General features: G+C 59.0%; 21 protein-coding genes and 4 tRNA genes. 8 read left to right on the top strand and 17 right to left on the bottom strand.

Translation table 11 applies throughout. The features are described 5' to 3' along the window. The 4 genes from BSP75_RS02390 to BSP75_RS21235 are packed head-to-tail and all read right to left on the bottom strand — an operon-like array spanning position 1 to position 2,230. Complete coding sequence (locus BSP75_RS02390; protein ID WP_075112090.1) at positions 1-309, bottom strand: hypothetical protein; 309 nt, start codon at positions 307-309, stop codon at positions 1-3. Then, positions 306-1,115, bottom strand: a complete 810-nt coding sequence (locus tag BSP75_RS02395) for a DUF4198 domain-containing protein (protein ID WP_042657114.1) — start codon at positions 1,113-1,115, stop codon at positions 306-308. The genes BSP75_RS02390 and BSP75_RS02395 overlap by 4 nt, the downstream gene beginning before the upstream one ends. Next, on the bottom strand, positions 1,112-1,594 hold the full coding sequence (locus BSP75_RS21230; protein WP_083617011.1) for a DUF2271 domain-containing protein: 483 nt from the start codon (positions 1,592-1,594) through the stop codon (positions 1,112-1,114). The genes BSP75_RS02395 and BSP75_RS21230 overlap by 4 nt, the downstream gene beginning before the upstream one ends. A gap of 12 nt (positions 1,595-1,606) precedes the next feature. Beyond that, entirely contained in the window at positions 1,607-2,230 is a 624-nt protein-coding gene (locus BSP75_RS21235; RefSeq protein WP_171971572.1) for a PepSY-associated TM helix domain-containing protein, read from the bottom strand. A gap of 376 nt (positions 2,231-2,606) precedes the next feature. On the opposite strand from BSP75_RS21235, the gene BSP75_RS02405 reads away from it, so the two are divergent. Next, entirely contained in the window at positions 2,607-4,721 is a 2,115-nt protein-coding gene (locus tag BSP75_RS02405; RefSeq protein WP_171971573.1) for a TonB-dependent receptor, read from the top strand. A 194-nt stretch (positions 4,722-4,915) separates the two neighbouring features. Here BSP75_RS02405 and BSP75_RS02415 read toward each other — a convergent pair whose 3' ends face one another. Then, entirely contained in the window at positions 4,916-5,467 is a 552-nt protein-coding gene (locus BSP75_RS02415) for a hypothetical protein (protein ID WP_075112092.1), read from the bottom strand. A gap of 245 nt (positions 5,468-5,712) precedes the next feature. Here BSP75_RS02415 and BSP75_RS02420 point away from each other — a divergent pair, with 245 nt between their 5' ends. Continuing rightward, positions 5,713-5,961 (top strand): TIGR02647 family protein, encoded by a 249-nt coding sequence (locus BSP75_RS02420; protein ID WP_033136857.1) that lies wholly within the window; start codon positions 5,713-5,715, stop codon positions 5,959-5,961. Here BSP75_RS02420 and BSP75_RS22125 read toward each other — a convergent pair. From BSP75_RS22125 to BSP75_RS02450, 6 genes are all read right to left on the bottom strand, one after another. Then, positions 5,948-6,253, bottom strand: coding sequence for a hypothetical protein (locus BSP75_RS22125; protein WP_075112093.1), 306 nt, complete (start codon positions 6,251-6,253; stop codon positions 5,948-5,950). The genes BSP75_RS02420 and BSP75_RS22125 overlap by 14 nt on opposite strands. A 90-nt stretch (positions 6,254-6,343) precedes the next feature. Then, positions 6,344-6,553, bottom strand: coding sequence for a cold-shock protein (locus tag BSP75_RS02430; RefSeq protein WP_075112094.1), 210 nt, complete (start codon positions 6,551-6,553; stop codon positions 6,344-6,346). A 218-nt stretch (positions 6,554-6,771) separates the two neighbouring features. Further along, positions 6,772-7,872 carry a dihydrolipoamide acetyltransferase family protein gene (locus BSP75_RS02435; RefSeq protein WP_075112095.1) on the bottom strand — a complete coding sequence of 367 codons (1,101 nt, stop codon included), beginning with the start codon at positions 7,870-7,872 and terminating at the stop codon, positions 6,772-6,774. Then, positions 7,869-8,855 carry an alpha-ketoacid dehydrogenase subunit beta gene (locus BSP75_RS02440; protein WP_075112096.1) on the bottom strand — a complete coding sequence of 329 codons (987 nt, stop codon included), beginning with the start codon at positions 8,853-8,855 and terminating at the stop codon, positions 7,869-7,871. Before BSP75_RS02440 ends, BSP75_RS02435 begins: the two co-directional genes overlap by 4 nt. Then, a complete protein-coding gene (pdhA, locus tag BSP75_RS02445; RefSeq protein ID WP_075112097.1) occupies positions 8,848-9,936 on the bottom strand; it encodes a pyruvate dehydrogenase (acetyl-transferring) E1 component subunit alpha in 1,089 nt (362 codons plus the stop codon). The genes BSP75_RS02440 and pdhA overlap by 8 nt, the downstream gene beginning before the upstream one ends. A 252-nt stretch (positions 9,937-10,188) precedes the next feature. Continuing rightward, complete coding sequence (locus tag BSP75_RS02450; RefSeq protein WP_253186601.1) at positions 10,189-11,175, bottom strand: hypothetical protein; 987 nt, start codon at positions 11,173-11,175, stop codon at positions 10,189-10,191. Positions 11,176-11,352: 177 nt separating this feature from the next. Here BSP75_RS02450 and BSP75_RS02455 point away from each other — a divergent pair, with 177 nt between their 5' ends. Beyond that, a complete protein-coding gene (locus tag BSP75_RS02455; RefSeq protein ID WP_075112098.1) occupies positions 11,353-13,305 on the top strand; it encodes a TonB-dependent receptor in 1,953 nt (650 codons plus the stop codon). Between the two features lie 79 nt (positions 13,306-13,384). Here BSP75_RS02455 and BSP75_RS02460 read toward each other — a convergent pair whose 3' ends face one another. The 3 genes from BSP75_RS02460 to BSP75_RS02470 all read right to left on the bottom strand — a co-directional run bounded on the left by BSP75_RS02460 (position 13,385) and on the right by BSP75_RS02470 (position 19,065). Then, entirely contained in the window at positions 13,385-14,383 is a 999-nt protein-coding gene (locus BSP75_RS02460; protein WP_075112099.1) for a LacI family DNA-binding transcriptional regulator, read from the bottom strand. Positions 14,384-14,559: 176 nt separating this feature from the next. Next, on the bottom strand, positions 14,560-16,461 hold the full coding sequence (locus BSP75_RS02465) for a transglycosylase SLT domain-containing protein (protein WP_075112100.1): 1,902 nt from the start codon (positions 16,459-16,461) through the stop codon (positions 14,560-14,562). Between the two features lie 99 nt (positions 16,462-16,560). Further along, complete coding sequence (locus BSP75_RS02470) at positions 16,561-19,065, bottom strand: EAL domain-containing protein (RefSeq protein WP_075112101.1); 2,505 nt, start codon at positions 19,063-19,065, stop codon at positions 16,561-16,563. Between the two features lie 368 nt (positions 19,066-19,433). On the opposite strand from BSP75_RS02470, the gene raiA reads away from it, so the two are divergent. Further along, positions 19,434-19,772 carry a ribosome-associated translation inhibitor RaiA gene (gene raiA, locus BSP75_RS02475; protein WP_005334257.1) on the top strand — a complete coding sequence of 113 codons (339 nt, stop codon included), beginning with the start codon at positions 19,434-19,436 and terminating at the stop codon, positions 19,770-19,772. Positions 19,773-19,884: 112 nt separating this feature from the next. Here the strand turns inward: raiA and BSP75_RS02480 are convergent, their stop codons facing one another. Then, entirely contained in the window at positions 19,885-20,394 is a 510-nt protein-coding gene (locus BSP75_RS02480) for a VC2046/SO_2500 family protein (protein ID WP_075112121.1), read from the bottom strand. Between the two features lie 124 nt (positions 20,395-20,518). Here BSP75_RS02480 and BSP75_RS02485 point away from each other — a divergent pair. From BSP75_RS02485 to BSP75_RS02500, 4 genes are all read left to right on the top strand, one after another. Then, positions 20,519-20,603: transfer RNA gene (locus BSP75_RS02485), tRNA-Tyr, on the top strand. Between the two features lie 34 nt (positions 20,604-20,637). Next, positions 20,638-20,722, top strand: a tRNA-Tyr gene (locus tag BSP75_RS02490). 34 nt (positions 20,723-20,756) lie between these two features. Continuing rightward, positions 20,757-20,841: transfer RNA gene (locus BSP75_RS02495), tRNA-Tyr, on the top strand. A 34-nt stretch (positions 20,842-20,875) separates the two neighbouring features. Beyond that, a tRNA-Tyr gene (locus BSP75_RS02500) sits at positions 20,876-20,960 on the top strand. A gap of 175 nt (positions 20,961-21,135) precedes the next feature. Here the strand turns inward: BSP75_RS02500 and BSP75_RS02505 are convergent. Beyond that, positions 21,136-24,936: a translocation/assembly module TamB domain-containing protein gene (locus BSP75_RS02505; RefSeq protein WP_075112102.1), complete on the bottom strand. Its 3,801-nt coding sequence runs from the start codon at positions 24,934-24,936 to the stop codon at positions 21,136-21,138. A 61-nt stretch (positions 24,937-24,997) separates the two neighbouring features. Beyond that, on the bottom strand, positions 24,998-26,773 hold the full coding sequence (locus BSP75_RS02510) for an autotransporter assembly complex family protein (RefSeq protein ID WP_075112103.1): 1,776 nt from the start codon (positions 26,771-26,773) through the stop codon (positions 24,998-25,000). Positions 26,774-26,989 lie beyond the last annotated feature (216 nt).

Genomic DNA, 26,989 nt, shown 5'->3' on the forward strand with positions numbered 1-26,989 from the left:
TCAGAGCAGCTCGGCATAATCAAATTCAGCGGGTTCTTCATGTCCGGCATCGAAGCGGATATAAAACTCCCCCTCCGGCTCGGTGAAACGCGCTTCCGAGCGGCCGTTGGCCTTGACGGTGAGCAGCACCTCGTCGTCATAGCTATACATGACGACCTCGGCACCGCTCGCCAGGGTACCGTCGCTGTAGCCCACCTTACAGACCAGTTCGTCACCTTCACGACCACAATCCATCACCGGATAGTGAGCTTGAGCGGCCAGCGGCATCAGCAGGGCCAGGGCGGGCAGCCACTTGTTACACAGGATCATTGCGGCAATACCTCGAAGGTCAGCAGGTAATTGATCGCAACCTTGTCAGCCATCGGCGATTGGCTGGCCTGCTCAATGTTGGCAGAGAGCAGGTGCGGGCCGGTCTGGGTCGGGGTCACCGTCACCACACCATCCTTGTCGCTGACCAGTTCCTGCTGCTGGCGCCCGTCGCGCCACTGAGTACCGTGCCCCACCACTTCCACCTTGCGATCGGCCAACGGCTGACCCTCAAACGTCAGACGAAAACGGGCTGCTTCACCGACCACCACATCACTGGGGTGGGTCAAGGGTTGCAGCTCCAGTCCCTGACCCGTGCTCTTGAGCACGGTATCGCTCGGGGTGTTACGGGTGACATAGAAGGCGCTGACATTTTGCATGGCATAGGTGGTCACCCCTTGCGCCTTGGCGGGCACCTGAGCGGCCGCCTCCTGCTTGTTCGCCATGATCCGGCGTTCGGTATTGCGCTTGCCAATGGTGTAGGTGGTGACATAGCGAGGCGGATTGCGTAGCTCGATCTTGTAAGTGCCCACTTCATTCACGGCCAGATCGAACACGCTGCGGCGCTGTCCCTTGTAATAAGGACCGGTTCGGCCGGGGTTGCCTGCCGGGTCATAGACGGTGACATTGTCCAGCCCGATCGGCTTGTCAAAGCTGAAGACCCCGTGGGAGGCGGTACCATCCACGGTGATCCAGTGATCCTTGTCGCTCGACACGTTGAACTCGCTCGGCAGCATCCAGACCGGATGAGCGGCCGCACAGGTGGCGAACAGGGCGAGCAGCCCCCAGCCAGCAGAATATTTGGTCATGATTTAACTCCGGTATGTATGGTGATCGGGCCCAGTTCGGCGACCGGTTTCAGGTGATAGCTGGCTGTTTGGCCAAGCTCAATGGGTTGGCTGACCAGAGAACGGCTGCCATGTTCGCGCACGGCTTCGATATGAAGGGTGTAGCGTCCCGCCGGCAGGGCATTCCCCTGATGGTCACGGCCATCCCAGTACAGCTGGTGCACGCCCGGTTTACGGGTCGCCCCGGAGACGCCATCCGGCAGGTCGTTCTCATAACGACCACTCTTGCGCCACCAGCGCCGCATATCCTTGAGCCAGTCCGCCTCTTTGCGCCAGACGGCGATGGTTGCCACCGCCTGTTGCCGGGGGTTTTCAACCCAGACCGCAACATAAGGACGGTATTGGCTGCCTTCGTGGCGGGGCAGTTCCAGCGACAGAGTGACGTCAGCAACCGCTGGCAAGCTGGCCAGCGAGAATGCCAGCATTGTGGATTTGAGCATCCGGGACTCCGTTTAGTAGTAGAGGATCACGAAATAAAGCACGCCCATCAGGGCCGCGCCCGTCACACTCAGGCCAAACAGGCTGGTGCGACGTTTGCGCTGGGACAACACCAGCCAGAACCCGGTCAGGGTAAAAAGCAGCATCACCAACGAACTTAAGTCGATAAACAATCGCCACATCTCACCGCTGTAACGACCCATGTGCAGATCGTTGAGCACGGCCAGGACGCCAGATGGCTGGGTCTCAATCCTCACCTCTGCCAAGGCAGGTTCAATCTCGACCAGGCTGTAACCGCCGGGACGCTTGATGTCGAGGGTGAGCAACTGCTCTTCGGCATTCCACTCCATCACCATCTCTCCTCCCTCGAGCCCGTGTTGCTGGCGTAACCAGTGAAACAGCTGAGTACCAGCCAACAGCGGATCCTGTTGCCATAGGCCGGTTTCGGCCCACAGGGGCGGTAATGACAGCTGTTGCTGGATCAGGGGAGACGGGGCGGGTAGCCATTGGCGGTTATTGAGAGTCAATCCGGTCAGGGTGAAAAAGAGCATGACCATCAGCATCAGCATGGAGCTGTAGGTATGCAGAGGCCGGACCCAGCGAGGTACATGGTGAGGACGGGCAGAGTGGCTCGACATGATAAAGAAAAGCTCCCGCAGGATGGTCGTCATAAGCGGCGGCAAACTATTGCAAATGCAAATCATTGTCAATGGCATTTAATTAACGTTATTGACAGCAACACTTTTTTTGCGGGAGGGCGGCGTCGTCATGTTGTGCTACTGAAAAAATAACCAACTGATTTTAAATGAAATTAATCCTAAAACGATTAATTAACTATCACCCGAGGTACAGCCTCCCCTCGCGAGTTCCAGTTTTTGGAACGACAGGTTCCATAAACATCGCTCTCTGCTCGTTGTGACTTTGCATAGAATGCTGCCGCGACAGGATGATAATGATTATCAATAAGAATTTTGGTAGTTCAGCAGAGTTCAGAATATAAACAGGAGAGCTAACATGCCCATACCCCAACCATCCCGCCTCGGTTACGCCATTGCGCTCGCCTTGCTGCCTGCGGGTGCAACCCTGGCCCAGACCATCAATGAAACCATGGTGGTCACAGCATCCGGATTTGAGCAGAAGGTCACCGATGCCCCCGCCAGCATCACGGTCATCACCCGCGAAGATCTGGAACAAAAACGGGTGGCCAGCATTGCTGATGCACTCAGCGATGTGGAAGGGGTGGATGTGGGAGGCAGCGTCGGCAAGACTGGTGGCCTCAATATCAGCATGCGGGGTATGCCCAGCGACTACACCCTGGTACTGATCGATGGGCGCCGTCAGAACAATGTGGGGAACGTGACCCCCAATGGATTCGATGAAACGTCCAACAGCTTTATGCCGCCAGTGGCCGCCATTGAGCGCATCGAAGTGATCCGTGGCCCCATGTCGACGCTCTACGGCTCAGATGCCATGGGGGGCGTGGTCAATATCATCACCCGCAAACCCGCCAAGAAGTGGATGGGTGCCCTGACGCTGGAAAATACCCAACAGCAACACAGTGAGTTTGGCGACAGTGCCGGCGTCAGTTTCTATACCAGCGGCGCCGTCATTGAAGACAAGCTGGGACTGACCCTGCGTGGCAGCCTGTTTGATCGCAGTGCCTCTGACATTCGCTATCAAGATGAGAATGGCGTGGAAAATACGCCAATCATGGGGGCAAATCCGGTTAAATCGGATATCCGCAACCTGGGAGGACGGTTGACGTTCACCCCTACCGACAATCAGGACATCTGGTTGGATGTTGACCGCGGTACCCAAGAGTATGACAACGGTGAAGGCCAGCTTGGCACCCTGGATACGCCGACCAAGATCGGGGGGTATGACAAACAGCAACGCTATACCCGCGATCAGTATGTGCTGGCTCACGATGGCCGTTTCAATTTCGGCAACCTCTCCAGCAGCATTACTCGCAGTGAAACCGACACCGCAGGGCGTACCCTGCCCAAGGGCGTTCCGGGCAAAACCGCAGGCGCACCGCGCACTCTGGAGCTGGAGAACACCATTGTCGACAGCAAACTGGTCACCGTACTGGGCGATAACACCCTCTCGGTTGGTGGTCAGTGGTGGAAAGCCGAGATGATCGACGGCGTTGCTACTGCACCGTTTGAGCATACCCAATGGGCGCTATTTGCCGAAGATGAGTGGCGTTTCCTGCCCGACTGGGCACTGACCATCGGCGCCCGTCACGATGATCACAGCGTATTTGGCAGCCAGCTCAGTCCCCGTGGATATCTGGTATGGGATGCCAGCAGCAACTGGACCTTTAAAGGTGGTGTCAGCCAAGGTTACAAGACCCCTCGTCTGGATCAACTGACCAGCGGGATCGTCGGATTTGGTCGCCAGGGCGCCTTGCCGCTGATCGGCACTCCCAGCCTGACGCCAGAAACCACCACCAGCTCTGAAATAGCCGCCTACTATCAGGCCGATAACGGCTTTAACGCCAACGTCACCCTGTTCCACAACGACTTCCACGACAAAATCGCCAGTGGTACGCCGGTGGCTAACTGTCACTACAGCAAGGCGCCCAATCAGCCGGGTTGTATCGACATTGGCACCAACTGGAATGACATCAAGGAGTTTGGCCAGACGGTCAACATCGATGAAGCCATTACCCGGGGCGTAGAGGTGGGCTCTTACATTCCGTTGGCCGAGTACTGGGATCTCAAGGCCAACTACACCTTCACCGACAGCGAGCAGAAATCGGGCAAACAAGCGGGCCAGCCACTGACCGATACCCCCAAGCACATGGTTAACATGAAGCTGAACTGGCAAACCACCACCCAGCTCAATACCTGGTTGCAGGGGGAATATCGCAGCAAGCGTTGGCGCGGAGTGGGTGCCGAGCAAGATGCGTTTGGTGATTACAGCGCGTTTACCCTGTTCCATCTGGGGGCGTCTTACCGGATCAGCGACAACGTAACCGTCAATGGCACCATCTACAACTTGCTGGATGAGGACTTCTTGCAGTACCACGCCTATAACGACGGTGGCAAAACAACTTATGCCAACGAATACAACAACAATCAGGAAGGTCGCCGCTTCTGGATCTCGACCAACATTACCTTCTGATCTGCTGACTTTTGCTTAACCAGGATGGCCCGTCATGGGCCATCTATTTTCAACCTTCCCTGGCCAAACGCACATCATGGGGGAGCAGATACTCTTCTCCCGACCACTCCTCGCGCTACTGCTCAACCTTCCTGTACAACCGCTGTTTGTGGTGGAACAGCCTCTTAATCTGCATACCGAAACCACCTTCCTACTCACTCAATCGAGGGAGCGCACAGGCTGATGTCCGTTTGCTCACTGAGCTTTTGCCGCAGCCAGTAGGCGGACTCCACTTCGACAAAGCAGAGCAGATCCCGGCCCTTGGCCGCCATCGCCATCAGCTGTTCAAAACGCAGCTGTTGTTGCTGCTCCCAGGCGGCAGCGAGTTTGGCCCCGTGGGCCTCATCCACCACTTCTCGGCGCAGCTCAAACAGGTTATCGGTGATCGGGCTGTTGATCTTGGCGGCGCTGTGCCAGTACATCAGCAGGTTATCCATCATCTCGCTGTCGTAGTTGGCAAGAGCATCCAGCTCGGGCGTCTCGCCACTGTCGCTGGCGGCAAAATCACACCAGCCCGCATCGAGTGACGCCAGCTCATGAGCCCCCTTGGCATGCTTGCGCAATAGCGCGATGTCGGCCCCCTTGCGTGCAGGCAACCACACCTCGCCCTGATGGGCATCCAGCAGGGACGTCAACGAAGCAGCGGGGTAGACAGGAAAGCGAGCACAAAGTGAATGCAGCAGGGATACCAGAGTGATCTTGACCATGAGCGATACCTTGAACAGGACGAACAGCCACCAATAGACCGTCCGATTTAAAGAAGTGCCCTATCCTATCACGTTTGGTCCGGCTCGGCCCTTGGCGAAGCTGTTAGCCAACCATCTGATTACGCCGAAAAAAACAGCATTTGAAACACGGCATCCAGCCAAAGATCAATAATTTGAGCCAGCGCCCACTAAAGTGGATCCGGGGATGCTAGTTTGCATACATCTTTAGCGTAAGGAGTAAATCCATGATTGGGATCGACCAGGTTTCTAACGACTTTGTAAACGATTTGAAAATACTGGCATGCTTTGATCCGGCCAACATGAGCCTGGGGATTAAATTACGCAGCGATATGTCTGATGAATTGTGCCAAGCCGCGGTTCGTCTGCATCAGCAGGGACTGATCAGTGCAGAAGATGGTGGCTATCTCACCCCGTTTGGCATGACCATGGTTGAACACCTGCAGCACCTGCTGGTCGCACTCAAACCGCTTTGACGGGCTGTGGTGCCCAGAGTGAAAAGTTAAGTAGCTCCCAATGTGCCCCCTGGCGAAGATGACAGGCAAACAGCAAAGGACCTTCGGGTCCTTTTACTTTGCCATCCACCAGCCACTCCCCTTCCCTTTCAGGCACCAGTCGTGCATGGACCTCATAGGGCTGTAGAGCAGCCCCCATCCTGACCTGGACAAATTGCTGGCAGATAGCCTGCACTTCCATCGCGGATTGAACCGGTACCGGCGCGTCAGAGATCGGAGTAAGGGTGGCAACAAGCAGAAGCGATAGCAGCATGATTCAGCACATGTGAGTCAGTAGCGGGAGCCAGATAAACAAAAAGCCGTGGCACCAGAGGTACCACGGCTTTCTTAAATTCTGTAAGAATTACAGAGCAGTTACGTTCTCAGCCTGCGGGCCTTTCTGACCTTGGGTCACAGAGAACTGTACGCGCTGACCTTCAGCCAGGGTGCGGAAACCGGCACCTTGAATAGCGCTGAAGTGAACGAAAACGTCCGGGCCGTTTTCTTGCTGGATGAAGCCAAAACCTTTGGTTTCGTTGAAAAACTTAACGGTACCGGTGATCATGTTAGACATATCTTTAAACCTGTATTCAAAATAATTACTTATGCTTTTCAGCGGATAAAGCTCAAAAAACGGGATTAACTTATGAACAACAGGACAAGATGTAGAACATCGTATTCATTGACATAACTATCGCCCTTTCAAGCTGATTTGGATTATACGTGGCTTTGTAGATTACGCAAACAAATTTGTGCCCTGCTGATAACAGGGCACAACCGTTTATGGGCGATTTATGATGTGGGCGCCTCCAGTGCTTCGACCAAGGTCTTCAGGAAGCGCGCAGCTTCCCCGCCCGTGCATGCCCTGTGGTCAAATGTCATCGACAGTGGCAATGCCCTGACGGGGCGTGCCTCACCATGTATGAACATCACTTTCTCGAACAATTTACCTGCCCCTATGATGGCCACCTGCGGCGGCGTGACGATGGGGCTGGCATAGCGGCCCGCGATAGCACCGAAGTTAGTGAGCGTAATGGTCGCCCCCTGCAACATTTCGCGAGGCACAGCGCGCGCCTTCACATCGGCGATCATCCGATCCAGCCCCTGCCGGATATCTGCCCCCTCGCGCTCGGCTACGTTCTCCATCACCGGCACATAGAGACCATGTTTGGAATCCACCGCAATGGCCACATTGACCTCGTTGAACAGCCGTCTTGACAGGGTTTCGCCATCAAACCAAGCATTCATCGAGGGCTCGGCGCGGCACGCCACGCCAATGGCCTTGATAAGGCGCACCGTCACGTCTTCATCGGATCGCCAGTGACGCAAATCAACCTCGTCGGTGATGCTGACCGGCACCACCGTCTGATGAGAGTGCTCCATCGCCTTGGCCATGGCCCGCCGCGACCCTTTGAGAAACTCGTTGCCACTGCTCTGCTGGGCCTCGAATGCCTGCTGCACGTCCAGCTCGGTCACCATGCCGCCGCTGCCATTTCCCCTGATCCGCTCGATATCCAGACCCAGTTTTTGTGCCAGCAGCCGCACCGCTGGCATAGCTTGTACCAGCATGCCACCCGGGGCAATGGCCCCCACCACGAAGTGATCCTCGATACGCTGCTGATGGGCGCTTACCTTGCCCACCACTGTGCCATCATCCTCGCCACCTTCGAACTCCACCAGTGGCGCACCGATATGGAGGATATCCCCCTCGGCGCCACAGAGACGGGCAATCACCCCGGCCACCGGAGAGGGCACATCCACCAGCGCCTTGGCGGTTTCCACCGACAGCAGCACCTGATCGACCGCAACGATATCACCTGCACTCACCTTCCATTCGACGATCTCGGCTTCAGCCAACCCTTCACCCAGATCCGGTAATTTGAAAAATTTCATAGCCACTGGTTCTCCATCAGCTGGTGAGCAGCATCGGCGATATCCTGCTCGGTGATGAGGTAGTACGCCTCGTTGCGATAGTAGGGAACGGCGGCATCCACGCCGGTCAGCCGCCTGGGCGGCGCCTTGAGGCTGGGAAGTGCCTGCTCGGTCACCCGCGCCACAATTTCGGCACCGACCCCGAAGCTACCGCACGCCTCGTGCACCACCAGCAAGCGCCCAGTCTTGCGCACCGAGGTGAGGATGGTCGCCATATCCAGCGGCTTGATAGTGGCCAGATCCAGCACCTCGCACTGGATGTCCTGCTCGGCCAACAGGTTCGCCGCCCGCATCACCTCCTGAATGCAGGCACCCCAGGCCACCACTGTGATATCCCGGCCCGGGCGCAGGGTGAAGCAGACATCCAGCGGCAGGCCGACACCGTCATCCACCACCTCGGATTTCATCGAGCGATAGATGCGATCGGGTTCGAAAAACATCACAGGATCCGGATCACGGATGGCCGAGAGCAGCAAGCCATAGGCGCGCCTCGGGCTGGAGGGGATCACCACCCGCAGCCCGGGAATATGGGCAAACAGCGCCTCGACGCTCTCGCTGTGGTGCTCCGGCGAATGGATGCCTGCGCCATAGGGAGAGCGATAGACAAGGGGACAGGAGAGGCGGCCACGAGTACGGTTTCGCATCCGCGCCGCCTGACAGATGATCTGCTCCATCCCGGGGAAGATGAAGCCCTGAAACTGGAACTCCGCCACCGGCTTGAGCCCCTGGGTGGCCATGCCGACCGCCACCCCGGCGATCAATCCTTCAGCCAGCGGCGTATCGATCACCCGCTTGAAACCGAACTTGTCGCGCAGGCCAACCGTGGCGCGAAACACACCGCCGTTGACTCCCACATCCTCGCCCAGCACCACCACATCCGGGTCGTGTTCCATCTCGTAGTGAAGGGCCATGTTGACCGCTTCCAGCAAACTGATCTCACTCATGGCCAACCTCCTGCTTCATCCCCTTGGCAATCACTCGCTCGCGCTGGGGCAAGAGTTCGGCGGGCAGGCTGGCGTAGTGATAATCGAGCATCGCCTCCGGTGGCTGGGGCGCCATCGCCTCATAACGGGCGACCGCTTGCTCTACCTCCTGCGCGGCTTCAGCGAGCAAGCTCTGTTCCTGCTCTTCATCCCACCAGCCCTGGCTGTGCATAAACTGGCGCAGCCGCTTGACCGGCTCTTTCGCCCAGGCGGCCTCGACCTCTGCCCCGTCGCGATAGCGAGTGGCATCGTCAGCCGTGGTGTGATCGCCGAGACGATAACTGACCGCCTCGATCAGAGTCGGCCCCTTGCCGCTGCGGGCCCGTTCGACGGCACTGCGGGCGGCATCGTAGACCGCCACCACATCGTTGCCATCCACCTGCAGGCTGCGCACCCCGGCGCCAATCCCTTTCTGGGCCAGCGTAGGGGCGCTCGATTGCAGCTTACGCGGCACCGAGATGGCCCACTGGTTGTTGTTGACGATGATGACCATGGGCAGGTGCCATACACCGGCGCAGTTGAGCCCCTCCAGAAAATCCCCCTTGGAGGTGCCGCCATCACCGATGGTGACCACGGCAACGCGCGCTTGATTACGCAGTTTGAAGGCAGACGCAATGCCACAGGCGTGGGTGATCTGGGTGGCGATGGGGACGCAGATGGGGAGATCTTCAGAGGGGGTCACATCGGGTTTGAGAAAGTAACTGCCCCGCTCGTCACCGCCCCAATATTGCAGGTTCTTCTCCATCGGCACGCCCCGCACATAGAGGGTAGGCATGTCCCGATAGTAGGGGACGTAGACATCCTGCGGCTGCATGGCGAGACCAATGCCAATCCCCACGGCTTCTGCGCCGAGATGGGAGGGAAAAGTACCGAGTTTGCCGGTTCGTTGCAGCGCAATCGCTTTTTTGTCATAGCTGCGCACCATCACCATATTGCGGTAGAAGGTGTGCAGTATCGCCTTGTCCAGCCAGGTCGGTAAGGTGGCGACCGGGCACCCTTCCGCATCGAGGTAACGAAGGAAAGGGATGTCGACATGGGTCATAACTGGCTCCTTGCCGTTGTGAGCGTCACCGATGCTGGTGACACCCAGATGTAAATACCTTGTTAAATAAAAAGCAAAGGAATTTACTCAGGTAAGACCAGTAGAAACTTCTTTAAAGTAACGAAGGAGCTGAATTTTCGGCGATGAGAGGCACGTTATGCCGTAAATGGTGCAACTTTGCAGCACTGAATGCAGGATGCCAAATGTGAAAAAGGGGAGCCTTGCTCCCCCTTGAGTTACTTCAGTCAGCGGCTACGCCAGCCACTGTTGCAGCTGGCGGGCCATGCCAGCTGGCAGCAGGTGAGCACGGCCCAGCAAGCGGCTGCGCCAGGGCTCTGCCAGCAAGGTGGGGCAAATTCGCATCTCCCGCCCCCTGTCAGCCACGCGCACCAGCCGATCTATGAGAGTCTCCAGCGGCGGATGCGCCGGCCAGTGGGGATAGAGACCGGCTGTCGTGATACCGACCAGTTCGCTCACCCTCTCCTCCTCATCTCCCATCTCATCAACCATTGGCCAGGGGTGAAGCACCTGCAGCCAACCCGGCCGTGCCGCTTCCAGCAACTGGCCCAGGGTCGGCTGCGTAAAGTGCGGATCCCCTGCAGCTTTGAGCAGATGGCGCGCCCCCGCCAGCACCACCACGCCGCGGGCGGGAAGTGCAAGAAGATGGTCGGCCAGCGCCTGATCCCGCCCCCTGTTGTGCTGCTGCCACCGCTTCGGGCTCATCTCCTGCCACTCGAATAAGGGCTCGCAGAGATGCACCCGCAGCCGCATATGTTCAGGACGCGCCAGATTGTTCTGGCGCAGGGCGGAAAAGAGAGCCGGAAACTCGGGGGCCATCCAGGCGGGAAAGGCGCAGGAGTCGAGCCAGACCGGATAGAGCCGCGCCAACGTGAGCGGCGCCCCCTGCCAGCTCTCCTCCCCCGCCAGCCAGGCATCGAGCAAGCCCTGATGGCGGCGGTTGCCGCACTCCAGCATCAGATCGGTCATTATTCCCCAAAGCGCCGGATCGCAAAGCCAGGCGTGCTGGCGCCGGATAAAATCCGGGTGCCAGTGCGGCTCCCCCAGCCCCACCAGCTTGCCCGCCAGCAAGGCCTCCCGGATGGCGTCTATCGGAGTCATGGCGACCACTCTGACCACGTTTTCACTTTCCTGCGCTATCCCCGACATCAGGTTTATCTCCTCGCTCTCGCCCACCATGACAACCCGCTTCTCGCGTTTATTGATGACATCAGTTATCACGGCCAGATCCATTCCCCCCCTGATAGTCTCAGCCATCGATCACGGGTGGTGGTTGCCATTACACCGCACCCGCCTCGTCAGCTCGTCAGCTCGCCAGTAAAAATGTGTTGCGAACGGAACAAGATAGTCGAGATAATGATAATGCTTATCATTTATATATTATGGAAGATGTAAATAATGAAATTCTCAACCTCCCGTTTTATTGCCCCCAGCCTGCTGGCCACCACCATCGTCACCCTGCTGACCCAGCAAGCGATCGCCGCCAACAACGCGCCTCAAGCCGATGAGGTGATCACCGTCACCACCACGGCGCACAATACCCGCTCGGCACCGGCCTCTATCTCTGTCATCACCGCAGAACAGATCGCAGCCGCACCGGTCAATGACCTTGCCGACCTGCTGCGCCACGAAGTGGGCATTCAGGCAGAAGCTGACACCAATGGCCGCAGCGATATCGGCATTCGCGGCATGTCGGGCAAATACACGCTAGTGCTGGTGGATGGCAAACGCCTCTCCTCCTCCAATGCCCTGTGGCGCGGTGGCAACTTCGACAACACCCCGGTGCCCCTCGGCATGATCGAACGGGTCGAGGTGATCCGCGGCCCCATGTCGGCACTTTACGGCTCCGATGCCATCGGCGGTGTCATCAACATCATCACCAAGCAACCGGGCAAAACCTGGCAAGGGGCAGCCGATGCCGACTTCAAGGCCATCGAGGGCAAAGATGGCGGCGATCAGCACAGAACCAACCTGGGCTTTACCGGCCCGCTGACCGACAACCTGCTGATCCGGATGAATGGCGAAGTGTATGACCGTCAGGCCTGGACTCCGCCCGAAGCAGCCGACGGCATCCCCCTCATCGAAGCCAAGCAGACCCGCAACTTTGCCTCCACCCTGAGCTGGCTGGTAGATGAGCAGCAGCGCTTCGAGTTTGACTATCTCTACAACCAGGATGAGCGCCCCCTCGATATCTTCCGCAAGACCGGCAACAAGGTGCACAGCCGCCAGCAGCAGAACGATCGCAACCTGTTTGGTCTGACTCACAAGGGGAACTGGAGCTGGGGTGACACTACCGTCATGGCCAACTATGAAAGCTCCCAAATCGACGATTTCAATACCAGCTACTCGGCCCCGCAGCAGCGCGAACTGGAAGAGAACACCTTCACCCTCAAGGGCTACACCAACCTGGCGCTGGCCAACCACTACCTGACGCTGGGTGGTGAATATCTGGATCGGGAGCTGGTGGATGCGGTGAGCTACAAGGATATCGGCGGCAAAGAGAGTCACTCCCAGGAGGCGCTGTTTGCTCAGGACGAGATCGGCCTGACCGACAGCCTGACCCTGACTCTGGGTGGCCGTTACGATCACCACGAGATCTACGGCAGTCATTTCACCCCGCGCGGCTATCTGGTGTACGAGCTGAACGATGTGGTGACCGTGAAAGGCGGAGTCAGCCAGGCCTTCAAGGCGCCGGCACCGCACCAGTACTCCAATGGCTACAGCATCGAGAGCTGCGGCGGCAGTTGCCGCATCTATGGCAGTGACAAGGTCAAGCCGGAAACCAGCACCAACTACGAGCTGGGCGTCATCGCAGGGCAAGGGATCTGGGAGACCAGCGCCACCCTCTTCTACTCCGATATCGACGACATGCTCACCTTCAAACAGCTGCCGAACTCCACTGACCGTACCTGGTACAATCTGGAGAAGGCCACCACCAAAGGGCTGGAGCTGACCGGCAGGCTCGATCTGACCGACCACATCAATCTGGGTGCCAACTACACCTACCTGAAAGCGGAAGGCGATCAGGGTCAGGCCCTGCCCGAACGGCCGGAGCACAAGGCCAACGCCAAGCTGACCTGGCAGGCCACCGAGCGGGTCAATGCCTTTGTCGGCACCACCTACACCGGCACCCAGTTTGCCGAGCAGACCGTCAACAAGGTTGTCCTACTGCACAAGCTGCCCAGCTATCAGACCTTCGATCTCGGCACCGGCTTCAAGGTCACCGAGAACTTTGACCTGCGACTGGGGATCAACAACCTGACCGACGTGCGCCTGCAAGAGAAAGACACCGTCTTCCAGAACGTCGAACCGGGTCGCAGCTACTACGTCAGCGGCTCAGCCCGCTTCTAAACTGGCCGACAGGCAGACAACAAGCAAAAACAAACGTGGCCCCATTGGGGCCACGTTGTTATTCGCGGTTTGACGTTCATCAGGCGACCGATTCACGCTCCACCAGCTGGGCTTCAAACTTGAGCGCCAGGCCGTCAACCGGCTTGTGATCGAGCAGGCGCAGCGCCAACTCGGCGGCGCGGCTGCCCATCTCCTCGATGGGGTAACGTACCGTGGTGAGCTTGGGATAGATGTAGCGGGCATAGGGGATATCGTCGAACCCTACCACCGACACCTGCTGCGGGATCTTGTAACCCCGCTCCAGCAAGCAAGAAATCGCCCCAGCCACCATGCCATCGTTGAAACCGAGCACGGCGGTGAACTCGACACCGCGGGTCAGCAGTTCACTCATCGCCACATAGCCGCCGTTCTCGTCGGCAAAGGCGCGGCTGATGAGAGCCGGATCAAACGCGATCCCGGCCCTGGCGAGAGTCTGGGTATAGCCCGCCATCCGCTGCAGGCCATCGACAAACTCTTCATCATCGGAGGTGATAAAGGCAATTTTGCGATGACCGGCATCCAGCAAGTGCTGGCACGCGGTGGTGATCCCGGCCTTATTGTCCAGCCAGACGCAGCGATCTTCGGCCCCGGGTACCTGACGGTTGATAAAGACAATGGGGGTAGAGCCTGCCGCCAGCTCGCTCAGCTCCTCGTCCGGCAGCGCCTTGCTGTGGAGGATCAGCGCATCGCACTGGCGCTGCAGCAGTGCCTGAATCGCATGACGCTCGCGGGCGATATCATGGTTGCCAGACATGACGATGGTGAACTTGTTGGCCTGATCGACCATGGTCTCGATGCCACGCATCATCTGGGCAAAGAAGGGGCCACCGCAGAGGTCGCCGACCAGCACGCCAATGCAGTTGGAACGCTTGCTGACCAGTGCCTGAGCAAAACTGTTGGGTCGAAAATTCAGTTCCTTCATGGCCGCCAATACGGCCTCACGCTTTTCCGGTGCTACCTGTGCCGTGTTGTTGATAACGCGCGACACGGTGGAGATAGACACATTTGCCAGCTGAGAAACGTCTTTAATCGTTGCCACTATCCATTCCTTTATTGTGGGGGAACCTGTCGGTGCCGACGCCTGAGTATACCCTGCAGCCTGATGTAATTCCCTGAGCCAGGTCACCGAGCATGTTTCCTTTGGTAACAGAACCTTACCCGATGATACCCGGCGTCAGGAAAATTTGAAAACAGGGGCCGCGGGCGGCCCCCGACTCAATAGGCGTGATTGAGCTCCCGCTCCGACATGAAGCGCAGCGGCTGCTGCAACTTGTGCTGATAGATGAGATCGAACGACAACACGTTTTGGACGTAGTTGCGGGTCTCCTTGTACGGGATGCTCTCGACCCACACGTCCATCGGCTTGTTGTCACTCTGATCACGCCAGCGTTTTACCCGGCCCGGCCCGGCGTTGTAGGCGGCCGCCGCCAGGATCCGGTTGCCATCATAGACATCCAGCAAGCGCTTGAGATAGGCGCTACCGAGGCGAATATTCATTGCCGGATCAAACAGTTGCTGCTCGTTGCGATAAGGCACCCCCAGCTTGCCGGCGGTCTCTTTGGCGGTGGCCGGCATCAGCTGCATCAGGCCGCGCGCCCCCACCGGCGACTGGGCCAGCGGATAGAGGGCACTCTCCTGACGGGAGATGGCATAGAGCAGGCTGGTGTTCATGGTGCGCTCTTGCGCCATCTGGGAGAAGGTGCGCTTGAGCGGCAGCGGGAAGCGCAGGTCGAGAGCATCCCACGCTTCGGCGCGAATGCTGGCGAGAATGGCCAGCTCGTGCCACCCCTGATTGAGGGCGATATGGCCAAACTCGATGCGCTGGGCAACCGGATTGCGATCCATGTTGTGGATCCACTCCGAGCGGGCCGCCGCAATCTCGTTCATCGACAGCAGCTCGCGCACCCGCAACAGGAAGGGCCAGCGCTGGCTGGCCGTGCGCCAGTCCGGTACATGCTTGACGCTCTGATTCTTCATGCGATAGGGCACACCGGTGCGCTGGGCCGCCATAAAGCCGTAGAAACCGCGCAGGTTGGCGGTCTCCAGATAGAGATCTCGCGCCGGTTTTTGCTGCCCCTGCACCTCAAGGGAGCGCGCCATCCAGTAGCGCCAGCGATCCTCTTTCTGACGGGCCATCGGCATCATCTTCACCCAGCCGGAGAGGCCACGCCAGTCCTGCTCCCAGATGGCCAGTCGCGCCCGCAGCTCGGTGATATCGGGATCCGCCAGCTTTTTCACCGTGCTGTCGACCCAACTGCGCTGGGCAATAGCGCGATCCAGCAACAGACGGCGGGCAATGGCGCGCTCCACCGGTTTCACCTCGGCCTGGGTCAGCCCGAAACGGCTTCGAAACAGCGCCAGCTGGCGCAGCACCGACTCCGGCTCCTGATTGGCATAGCGGGTCAAACCGAGGGAGAGCAGCTTGCGTGAATAGGGGTTGTTGCTGAAATAGGCCGGATTCATCGCCTTGGCGGGTTGCTCGAACAGGGTCACCATCTGATCGCCATAGCTCTGCAAGCCGCTACCCAGGGTCGCGCCAAGGTGGCGGATCAGGTTGGGGTTTTCCGCCTCGAACGCCAGCGTCATCCGCTGCCAGATCTTCTGCTGGGTACGCTGACCGGATGCCTGCCACAGCTGGAACAGCGGGGAGCAGGCATCGGGGCGGGATTGTCCGCTCATCCAGATCTTGCCCGCCCCCTGCAACGCCTCTTTCGGCTTGCCGGTGTAATAGAGCGCCTGATAGTGCATGCAGAGCAGATCGGTGGAGCTCGGCTTGGCGGGATAGAAGCGCAGGAACTGCGACCACTGCTGGCTCTGGGCCAGATAGGTCAGATAGCTGCGCTCCAGCCGGTTGGACTGGGGGGTATCCCCATGCTGGCGGATAAAGCGGGTCACATCGTTGTAATCCGCCGCCCCCGGACGAAAGGCGAGCTGATAGTAATCGAGATAAGGCAACAGGGGGTAATGGGTCAAACGGGCACGAATTTGCTGGAAACGGGCCTGATCATTGGCCCGTACGGCGTCATACGCCTGACGGTAGAGCGTCTGGTCGGCAGTCTGCGCCATCAGGATCGGCACAAACAGCGCCGACAAAACTATTCCCCATACAGCTTTCACTGAACATCTCCATTGAGGGCAATACACCGCCCGGTGGCGGTGGGTCTACTGCCTCTCATTCTACCCGTTGCCGGGCAGCGCTACAGCGGGGAGCAGGGACTATTTTTCTGCCTCGCTCAGTTGCATCTCGCGCAGTTGCTCCGGTCTGGTCAGCCGCTGTACATATTTCTCCAGATAGGGCACCGGCAGCGGCTTGGAGGCGAGATAGCCCTGATAGAAACTGCACCCCTGCGCCTTGAGAAACTCCAGTTGCTGACGGGACTCCACCCCTTCCGCCGTGACGTTGAACCCCATATGTCGCGCCATGGCGATCACCGCCTCGACGATGGCCATGTTGTCGCCATCTTTCGGGATGTCCTGAATGAAGGAGCGGTCGATCTTGAGCTCATCGGCAGGCAGCCGCTTGAGGTAGCTCAGGGAGGAGTAACCGGCGCCAAAATCGTCGATGGCAAAGCTGATGCCGAGCTCTTTGAGCTCGGTCATCTTGCTGATGGTGTCCTCGGCATGACCCAGCACCACGGACTCGGTGATCTCCAGATTGAGGCAGGCCGGATCCATACCGGTTTGCGCCAGCACATCGTGGATCCGCTCGACAAAGTCGGTGGCATGGAACTGCTTGGCACTGACGTTAACCGAGATCTGCGGAATATGGATGCCGTTCTCCTCCCACAGCACATATTGGGCGCACGCCTCGTGCAGCACCCAGTTGCCGATATCGACAATCAGGTCCGTCTCCTCGGCGATGGGGATAAACTCGGCCGGCGAGACCAGCGAACGACCGGCCGGCTGCCAGCGAATGAGCGCCTCGACACCGATGATATCGCCGCCATCGACCATATGCTGGGGCTGATAGTAGAGGGTCAGCTCTTGCTGGCTGAGGGCGTTGCGCAATTCGTTGTGAATGAGCAAACGGCGATCCGCCTGCTGCTGCATCGAGGCATCGAAGAAGCGACGGGTCTTGCGGCCAGCGGACTTGGCCTGATACATGGCGGTATCCGCCTGCTTGAGCAGATCATCGACCCCCTGCTCCCGATCCGGAAACAGGGTAATGCCGACGCTGGCACCGATGTGCAGCACCTGCCCCACATAGGTATAAGGAGCGGCAATCTCGGTGATGAGCCGCTCGGCAATGATATCGGCCTGCATCTCCGCCTGGGGCGGGCTGGCCGAGAGCGATGGCAGCAGCAGTACAAACTCGTCACCACCGAGGCGGGCCAGACAATCCCCCTGTCGCACCAGCCGTTTGAGACGGGCGGCAACCTCCTTGAGCAGCCAGTCACCGGTAGCGTGGCCGAGGGAATCGTTAATGGTCTTGAAGTGATCGAGATCGATAAAGAGCAGCGCGCCAATCAAGCCATCACGGGTCGCCTCGTTGAAGGTCTGCACCAGAGTCTCGTGGAGCTGACGGCGATTGGGCAATCCGGTCAGCTCGTCGTAATAGGCGAGATCCTGAATGCGCCGCTCGGCCGCCTTGCGCTCGGAGATATCCTCGAAGCAGATGACAAAGTGGCTGATCACCCCCTTCTCGTCCTGCACCGGCGTCACTATCTCCCACTGGGGATAGGTGTGACCATCGACATGGCGACGCTGGGTCTCCCCCTGCCAGCGGCTCAGGGTATTGAGCTCGTAGCCGAGCCCACCCAGATTGGGCCAGAGATCCTCTTCCAGATGCAGGCCCAGCACCGATTGGCTGTCAAAGCCGGTGATCTGGCTGAAGGCGTTGTTGACCCGCAGGATCTTGAACCCCGGATCCGTGATGATGATCCCTTCGTGGGTCTCGAATGCAACGGCAGAGAGGCGCATCTGGGCATCGGATTGCAAGCGCTCCAGCTCGGCCACCATCCGTACCGAGAAGGTATTGAGCACCGAGGTGAGGTTGCTGGTATCTGCCGGGGCCGAATAGAGCAGCGCCAGATGACCCAGAAGTTGACCTCTGGCATCAAACAGCGGCTGACCATAGTAAGTCTGCCCGGCCGCCAGCCAGGGTTGATACTCCTGCGACTCGTCGATCACCTCGAAACAGATGGCACCTTGCTTGTAGAGCTCCTGACAGGGGGAACCCGCCAGCGGGTAATCCTTCTGCGCCAGCCCGTCGGCGGCCAGCACTCTGACCCGGTCGGCACCGCACAGCTCCCCCACCCAGACCGCATCCACCTTGAGAATGTGAGCCAGCTGGCTGACCAGGGTATTGAAGAAATCGAGCCCGGTGCGGGCAGAGAGCGCCTGTGCCAACTGGGTGAGCAGGGTGGTTTGCAGCAATGGCAAAGAGAGGTTGAGGGAGGAGACCGCGCTGTTGGCAGTATCGAGAGGGGCCAGCCAACCACAGCAGATCTGCTGGGTGGGCACAAATTGGCCGCTCCAGAGCACATGGTTGAGCTGACCCTGATCATCTTTCAGATGACCGATGAACTGCTCTGGCAGATGTGATTCATGAAGCCGGACGAGAAAGTCGGCAAAGCCTGCCTCATCTTCCGGTAACAGGCGAGCGGCCCAGGGATGATTGCCCTCCCCTTGCCACTGCTGGTAGGCCCCCTGATCAGAGAGACTCCACTGATCATGTTGCCGATCGAAAAACCACATGACTTGCGTGGCTTGCTGCTTCATTTACCACCCCAACACAACAACCAACCACGTTTGATGTCCCATCGGGCACAGCAACGCCCCCTGCATCCACTCATCAGATCAGCGGTTGCGAGGGAAGAGTACAAACATGCGATATCAAGCAGTGGAAACCGGACATGAGGTCGACACGAAGTGCTGCCAAGAAGGGACAGAAACGATCCTATTCCCGTCATACTGCCTGCCAGTTTCATGGAGCTCAAGCTGTTTTTGGCACGAAACCGGAAAAGATCACAATTTATAAGTTGCTGAATAGCCAAGGGAAGGTTATGTGACATGGATCACATTTCAATCTTTACCAATGAGTAATCTGAAGGTGAAGACACAAGCAAGACGACCCGAAGGGGGCCAATATGAAAATCGAAATTACCAGCAAAATCATCGACATCACCCCGGCTATCCGCGAGCGCATCGAATCCCGTTTTGAAAAGCTCGAACGTCTTCAGGTGCCTCTCATCACACCCCATGTGATTGTTTCCAAAGAGCGTCTGATGTTCACTGTCGAAGCCAGTGCTGGCATCCCCAACGGCAAACTGTTTGCCCAGGCAGAGCATGAGGATCTCTACGCCGCCATCAACGAACTGGGTCAAAAGCTGGAGCGCCAACTCAATCGTCACACCGAGAAGCCGATTGCCCGTCGTGCCAACGCCGCGCTCAAAGAGCAGCCGCAACCGGATGAAGCCGACGCTTGATAGCATGCCGCAAGGCTAAAAATTCCAAAGAGCATAAAGGCGGGGTCACCCGCCTTTTTGTTGCCTGTAATTTACCCCACCAGCACCGCGTTACGCCAGTGAACAGGCGCCATCAACTGAGCCAGTGCAACCGGGTATCCACCCCCTGTTGCAAACGGTTGAGGATCGGCAACAGTACCAGCGGATCCTCCTGGCGTGGCATATCGGCCAGCTTTCCTTGCAACCGCTCCCGCGCCAACGGCGACAGGTTGTCGTAGACCGCCTCATCCAGCAGCGGTTGCTTGACCGCCAGCGGCGGTGTTTGCAGCGCCAGCCAGAGCCGCACATCCACCATGCTTCCCCCCTGTTGCAACCGCTCATTGATGGCACTGCAGTCACTCCCCGCCCCTTCAGCCACCAGCACCTCTGCCGGTCTCAGGTCAAAGTGCAGACGCCAGTCACGGCTCTGGGGACTGGCCGCCGGTTTGGCATCAAACCAGGGCTGCTCCTCCACCGCGTCGGTGAGCAGGGCCAGATGCAACCGGAAATCCGCCCGATCGCCATGCTGCAGGTCACGGTTGAGGCGCTGCCCCAACTGGCCCTCATCGACGAGCAGGTGATTACGGATTGAACTGGGCAGCATGAGATAACTCTCGAAAATGGCGATTTCACTGGTTATCGGCCACAAATCCAATTCTTTTAATGGAAAAATCCTGCTTGGGGGTTCACAAAACCAGAAGATCTGTTAGTATGCGCCTCGCACTTGTGGAGGGGTTCCCGAGCGGCCAAAGGGATCAGACTGTAAATCTGACGGCTCTGCCTTCGAAGGTTCGAATCCTTCTCCCTCCACCATTTCAAGTGCGACAAATTAAAAGCAATACCCCGTGGAGGGGTTCCCGAGCGGCCAAAGGGATCAGACTGTAAATCTGACGGCTCTGCCTTCGAAGGTTCGAATCCTTCTCCCTCCACCATTTCAAGTGCGACAAATTAAAAGCAATACCCCGTGGAGGGGTTCCCGAGCGGCCAAAGGGATCAGACTGTAAATCTGACGGCTCTGCCTTCGAAGGTTCGAATCCTTCTCCCTCCACCATTTCAAGTGCGACAAATTAAAAGCAATACCCCGTGGAGGGGTTCCCGAGCGGCCAAAGGGATCAGACTGTAAATCTGACGGCTCTGCCTTCGAAGGTTCGAATCCTTCTCCCTCCACCATCATTAAGAAAACCCGGCCTAGTGCCGGGTTTTCGCATTTCTGACCAGCCCAATCCGTTGTTCCTCTGCACTGCTGCCCTTTATCGCCGTTTGCCGGCTGCCGATCGCGCAATAAAAAACGGGAGGCCTGCGCCTCCCGTTTACTCTCATCTCTGCCCTGTTACGGGGCAAAGCGTTACAGGGTGAAGCGATAGAAGATATCGACCGCCTGGGCCACCCCGCTCATCGCCTGCAGGTAGAGCCGTGGCAATACCTCGTAGCGCAGCTTGAATTCGGCGATGGGGCTGAAGACCCCGACCCCGTACTGGAACTGCAAGCCCGGCAGCAGATAGGCCGACAGAGTCACCTGGGTGTTGTCACCACTGCCCGCGGTATCGAGGGAGACATCGCTCATCCCCAGCGACTCGCCGATGCTCGACACCACGCCGTTGGCCTGACTCACCGCACCGGCTACCAGCAGGCCGTTGAAGCCGCCATCCTCACCGCCGGTCTGCAACCCTTTGCCGCGCAGCAGATAGGAGAGCTGTTCCGACTGCGCCATCTGCGGCTCGGAGTAGACAGTGATCTCCGGCTTGCTGGCAGGGCCGGTCACCCGTACCCCGACCGTCACCTGACCCTCGATGGTATCGGGATCCCGGTTGGCTTCGATGTTGAGGAACGGCCGATCCAGCGGACCGGAGAAGAGGATCCGCCCCTCCTTGATAATGAGGTTCTGACCATAGGCCTTGAAGCGACCGTTGGTCAGCACCAGCTGGCCATTGCCTGCCAGCGGCTTCTCGGGCTCCTGACGGATATTGAGACCACCGGAGACATCGGTCTTCAGCCCCATGGCATCGAGCTTCACATCGTTGCCAAGGCGGATCGCCACCTTCATCGCCAGCGGCAGGCTGGCCTGCTTGGGAGCCGGGGGCAGATCGTCATAGACCACGGTCACATCGTCGGAGACCGCCACTGCCGAATCCGGCAGGCTCTTGACCAGAATGCGCGCCCAGGGAATATCCACCTGACCGGTAATGCGGGTCTCCTCCCCCAGCGACACCGCGATATCGGGCGAGACTCTGACCCGGCCCATGCCTGGATATTGCGCCTCCAGATCCTTGCCCTGAATGGTGAGGCTGCCGCTGACCGGCATCTTGGCCCAGCTGAGCCAGCCGCCCAACGCCAGCGGCCCCTTGCCCACCAGCATGGAGCCATCGAGCTCGGCGCGGTTGCCCTCGATCTTGAGGCGGGTCACCAGCTTGGTCAGGGTCACCATGTCGGAGTGGGTCTGCACTTCACCGTCACGCAGGTTGAGCTGACCAAACAGCAGGGGCGCCGCCAGGGTGCCGTCGAAGCGGGCATCGGCGGAGATGATCCCTTGCAGGGAGCGCACCTCAGGAATGAGCGGCGCGAAAGTATTGAGCTTGAGATCGTCAAACTTGAGCTGACCGCCGAGCAGACCGCGACCGGCAGGCTCCTTGATCAGCAGATCGGTATCGATATTGCCGATCTGTTTGGAGGCAAAATCGAGGCGGATTGCCGCCTGCTGCCGCTCGAAATCCAGGGCCAGAGCCAGCTGCTGATAGTCGGTCTTGAGGCCATCGGCGACAAAGGTGCCCGGCGTGGTGCGCACCACCGCATGCAGGGTCGGCTGATTGCCACGCCAGCTGGCGCGGCCGTCGGCCGAGAGCATCGCCTGCCAGCGGAAGTTGTCCGGTAACCAGGGGCGCAGCCGCTTGAGATCAAACTCGCTCAGGGCAAACTCCAGGGTGCCCTGGGCAGCGGAAACCTGACTCCCCTTGACGCAGAGGCTGGCTCCCTGGGAGCCGAGACAGAGATCCCCCATCGCCAGCCGCTGACGCGGCAGATCGAGATCCAGCGCCCAGGGGGAGCTCAAGTCCCATCGGCGCAGCGGGGTTTTCAGCTGCAACTCGGAGAGCGCCCCGCGCCAGTGATCCCCCCGCACGCCACCACCCAGTTTGAGGTTGGCCGCAACAGGGTCACCCTTCATGGTCAGGGTCAACAGATGCTGACTGATATCGCCGCTGAGGTTCAGGGCCAGCTGGCTGAGCTTGGTTTCGCCCTGTTTCAGCTGCGCCACCAACAACGCGAGCTCACCGGCCGGTTTGGCGCCGATCGCCGCGTTGCCCTTGAGGCTAATCCCCTTCAGGTCGGTGCCGGCATAGTAGAGCCGGTCGGAGGCGAGATCCGCATCGATTTTTGGCGTCTGCTGATTGCCACTGACCTTCACCTGTCCCTTGATATCCCCTTTCAGGCCGGGATAGATGCCCCCCAGCTGGGGAGCCTGCAGGTTGGCATCGAGCTTCCACTGGGCAGTGCTGATACTGCCCTTGGCCTGCAACTGGTTGGGGCCACTTTGCAGCGAGAGCGCCGGGATCTGCCACTCCATCTTGTCGTTGCCGCTGAGCTCCCCCTTGAGGGCCAACGGGTACTGGTTGAGTTTGCCATCCACCTTGAGCTTGGGCAGTTTCAGCTCCCAGTGGCCCGCTTCGTTCATCACGAAACGGCTCTCCAGCTCACCGGCCAGCGTCCCTTTCAGCTCAGGCACCAGCTCGGCCGGATTGATCCCCTTGAACAGGGTGGTCCCCTGCCACTCAATCCCCTTGTTCCAGGCCAGCTTGCCATCGAGTTTCAGCTCCCCCTTGAGGGCGTTGAGCTGCAAGGCGATCTTGCTGAGCCGCTCCAGATCACCCTTGCCATCCAGCGCAAGCTTGAAGGGGGGCACATCGGTCCCCTTGCCGGAGGTATTGAGGGCAAACTGGTAGCCGGAGAGCTTGCCCTTGGCAGTCAAGCTCCCCTTGTCCAGCCGATAGCTCGGCTCATCTTTGGCAGGCTTGTGAAGAGGCCAGCCGAGGTTCTTCCAGTCGAGGACCAGATCGAAAGGCAGATCCGGGTCGAGCGCGGCCAGCGAGCCCTTGAGATTGGCGGCAACCGGCCCCTTGGCCGACAATGCCAACTCCAGCTTGCCAACCGAACCGCTCAGCGCCAGCTTGGCCTGCTGCCCTTGCAGCTCGCCATCCAGCAGCCCTTTGCGAGCCTTGGCATCCAGCATCACCGCCAGTGGGTAGTCATCACTGAGCTGGATGTTGCCCTTGAGCGCCAGATCGGCCATGACGTGGCGCAGCGAAAGCTCGCGCACCTCGATGCGATCATCGACGGCAGTGGCAGAGAGCTGCAGCTTGTCGAGCCCTTCGATCAGCTCGCCCTGCTTATATTGCACCTGGGTCACGCTGACCCCTTCCAGCTGGATGGGGAAAGGTAGATGAATAGCGGGCAGGACAATCGGGGCTGCCTTTGCCATGTTCGCAGCTGACGCCCCTTTGCCCTGTTTGGCAGTCTCGGCGCTGGCCTTGTCGGTGCGCGCAACCGCAGACTCGGCTTGTTTCTCGTGAGAGGCCGGCTGCTTGGCGGATTTGGCTGGGCTGGCAGGCGCCGCGTCATCCAGCGTCACTTTCAGGTTATCGAGCACCGGGCCGCGCACAATCAGCCCCTTGCGATTGAGGGTGGCGCCGATATCGAGCGACCCCAGGGTCACGGCCACGCCGGGCACCACCAGATCGAGATCCGCGACCTTGAGGCTGTCGATCTGAATCTTGAGCGGCAACGGGTGCCAGACAAAGGGTTCGGAAGGCTCTTCCGGTGTCGGCTCGGAGTCAGCTACCTTGACCACCGGATGGGTCACCGCCAGGGATTTTATCCAGAGCTTGCCCTGCAACAACTTGCCGAGATCCCAGTCGAGCACGGCGCGATCGACCGTGACATCCACCAGCTCATCCTGCCAGCCCGCCCCTTCCAGGGTCCAGCCGTAGCCAAGCTGACCGGCCACCAGCTCCCCTTTGAGGGAGGGCAGCGCCCCCTTGGCCTGTTGCCACAACCACTTGTTGCCCTGATGGGTAAAGCCCAGCAGGCTGACGCCGATCAGCAGCAGGAACACCAGCCCCATCAGCCAGAGAAAAATGCGTTTTAGCCAGATCACAATGCAGACCCCCGCGCAAGATACAGCCGCAGCGGCCAAAGAAAAAAGCGTTTAGACAACATCATAATTCAGGCCCCAATGCGAAATGCAGCCGCAAGGGCTTATCCTCCTCCGATACCCCGACCGCCAGATCCAGCCTGACCTGACCGATGGGGGTGACCCAGCGCACACCCACACCAGTACCGATCTTCCAGGGTTCGCTGTAATCGATGGTGGAGGTGCCGCCATCCACAAACATGGCCCCCAGCCACTTCTCGCTGAAGCGGTAGTTGTATTCCAGACTCGCCACGCTGGTGTAGCGGCCACCGGTCAGCTTGCCATCCGGCCCGGTCGGGGAGATGGTCTCGTAATCAAAGCCGCGCACCGTCTGATCGCCACCGGTAAAGAAACGCAAGGATGGAGGTACCAGCGAGAAGCTGTCACCTATGATGGCCCCCTGCTCGGCCCGCATCAGGAATCTGTGGTTATCCCCGAGGGTACGCAGCCACTTGCTGCGCCCCCACACCCGCATAAAGCTGATGTCGGAGCCCCATCTGGGGTCGGAGAACTCCAGCGTCAGCTGTTGGCGATCGCCCCAGTCCGGCACCAATCCGCCGCGCATCCGCAACCGGGACCAGGAGACCCCCGGGATCAGCAGCAAGCTGTTCCCCTCGTCGGCGCCCTGGGTATAGATCTCGTTCTCCAGCCGGATAAAGACGTCCCGATCCCAGCTCTCCGGTCGCCGCGTCCAGCGGTGTACACCGACAGTGGTGAGATCGGAGCGGGTATCGTTGTTGTCCTTGTACTGGTAACCGGCCTGTACCGAGTAGTAGTCTCGCAGCGGGTTGCCCACCGGGATCTGGTAGTCGAAACTGAGTTCAGACTCTGGCGCCGACACCTTGGCGGTGGCAAACAGACGGTGGCCGTAGCGGTTGACCCAGGGTTTCTCCCAGGTGGCACTCAATCTTGGCCCCACGTCGGTGGCGTAACCGATACCGGTCTCGATTTCGTGATCGACCCGGTTATCCAGTGTCACCGCAATGGGCACCCGATAGTTGCTCGCCTCGCTCAATACCGGCTTGATATCGACCTGACGGAACAGCTTGGTGGAGGAGACATCCTGCGACATCTCAGCCAACCGGATGGCGAGATAGGGGTCACCGCTCTGGATGTTGATAAGCGGGCGAATAAGGTGGAGCGCTTCGGGGGTGGCATCGTAGCGGATCTCGCCGAACCGGTAGCGATGGCCCGATTCGAACAGGATGAAGATCTCCGCCGTCCCCTTGTCCGGGAACACCTTGACCTGACTCTTGCTCAGCTTGGCATCAAAGTAACCGCGGGCCAGCCCGAGGCTGCCGAGATCCGCCTTGATCGATTCATATTTGGCGTGATTGAGAGGCTCCCCCTCTTTCAGCGGTAACTTGTCCAGCAGGGCGCTGTAGAGCTCGTCGCTGCCCGCATCCCCCTCCAGCAGAATATCGAGGCGAGAGACGATGACCGGCTCCCCTTTGTCCACCTCAATCACCACTTTGGACGGGCTCTTCTTGTCGCGACTCAGGGTGATTTTCGGCTGGTAGTAGCCATAAACTTGCAGCGCTTTTTGCACGCTCTCGGTGATCCTGGCGCGGGCCGGGCGGTATTGCCGCTCCTGATAGATCGGCAGGGCATTGAGGTAGGCTTCGACGTTATCCTTATTGTCCCCTTTCAACCCCTTGATCTGATAGGTGAGCTTGGCGGCAAACACCGGCGAGGCCACCAGCGACAGCAACAAGCCTACCACCAGTACCAACAGGCCGCGGCGAAACGCAGGGCCGGACAGTGAACGCCCTGCCAGCAGGGATGAAATGCATCCTGTCAAAGGTCAATATTCCTGAATCTGTGGTGAAGGAAACCAACGCCCTTTCGGGCCAAACCCGAAAGCGGCGCAGCACGCCATGGGGTGCATGGCCGTGACACAAAAAGGCGCGCCAGAAAAATGGCGAACCTTATCCTAACATAGGCATCGGCCAGCGACAGCGCGGCGCCATTGGCAAATTCGCCATATCTTTTAAGAGGTTGACCACAAATCACACAT

It is taken from the genome of Aeromonas sp. YN13HZO-058 (assembly GCF_001921245.1).
Lineage (GTDB): Bacteria > Pseudomonadota > Gammaproteobacteria > Enterobacterales > Aeromonadaceae > Aeromonas > Aeromonas allosaccharophila.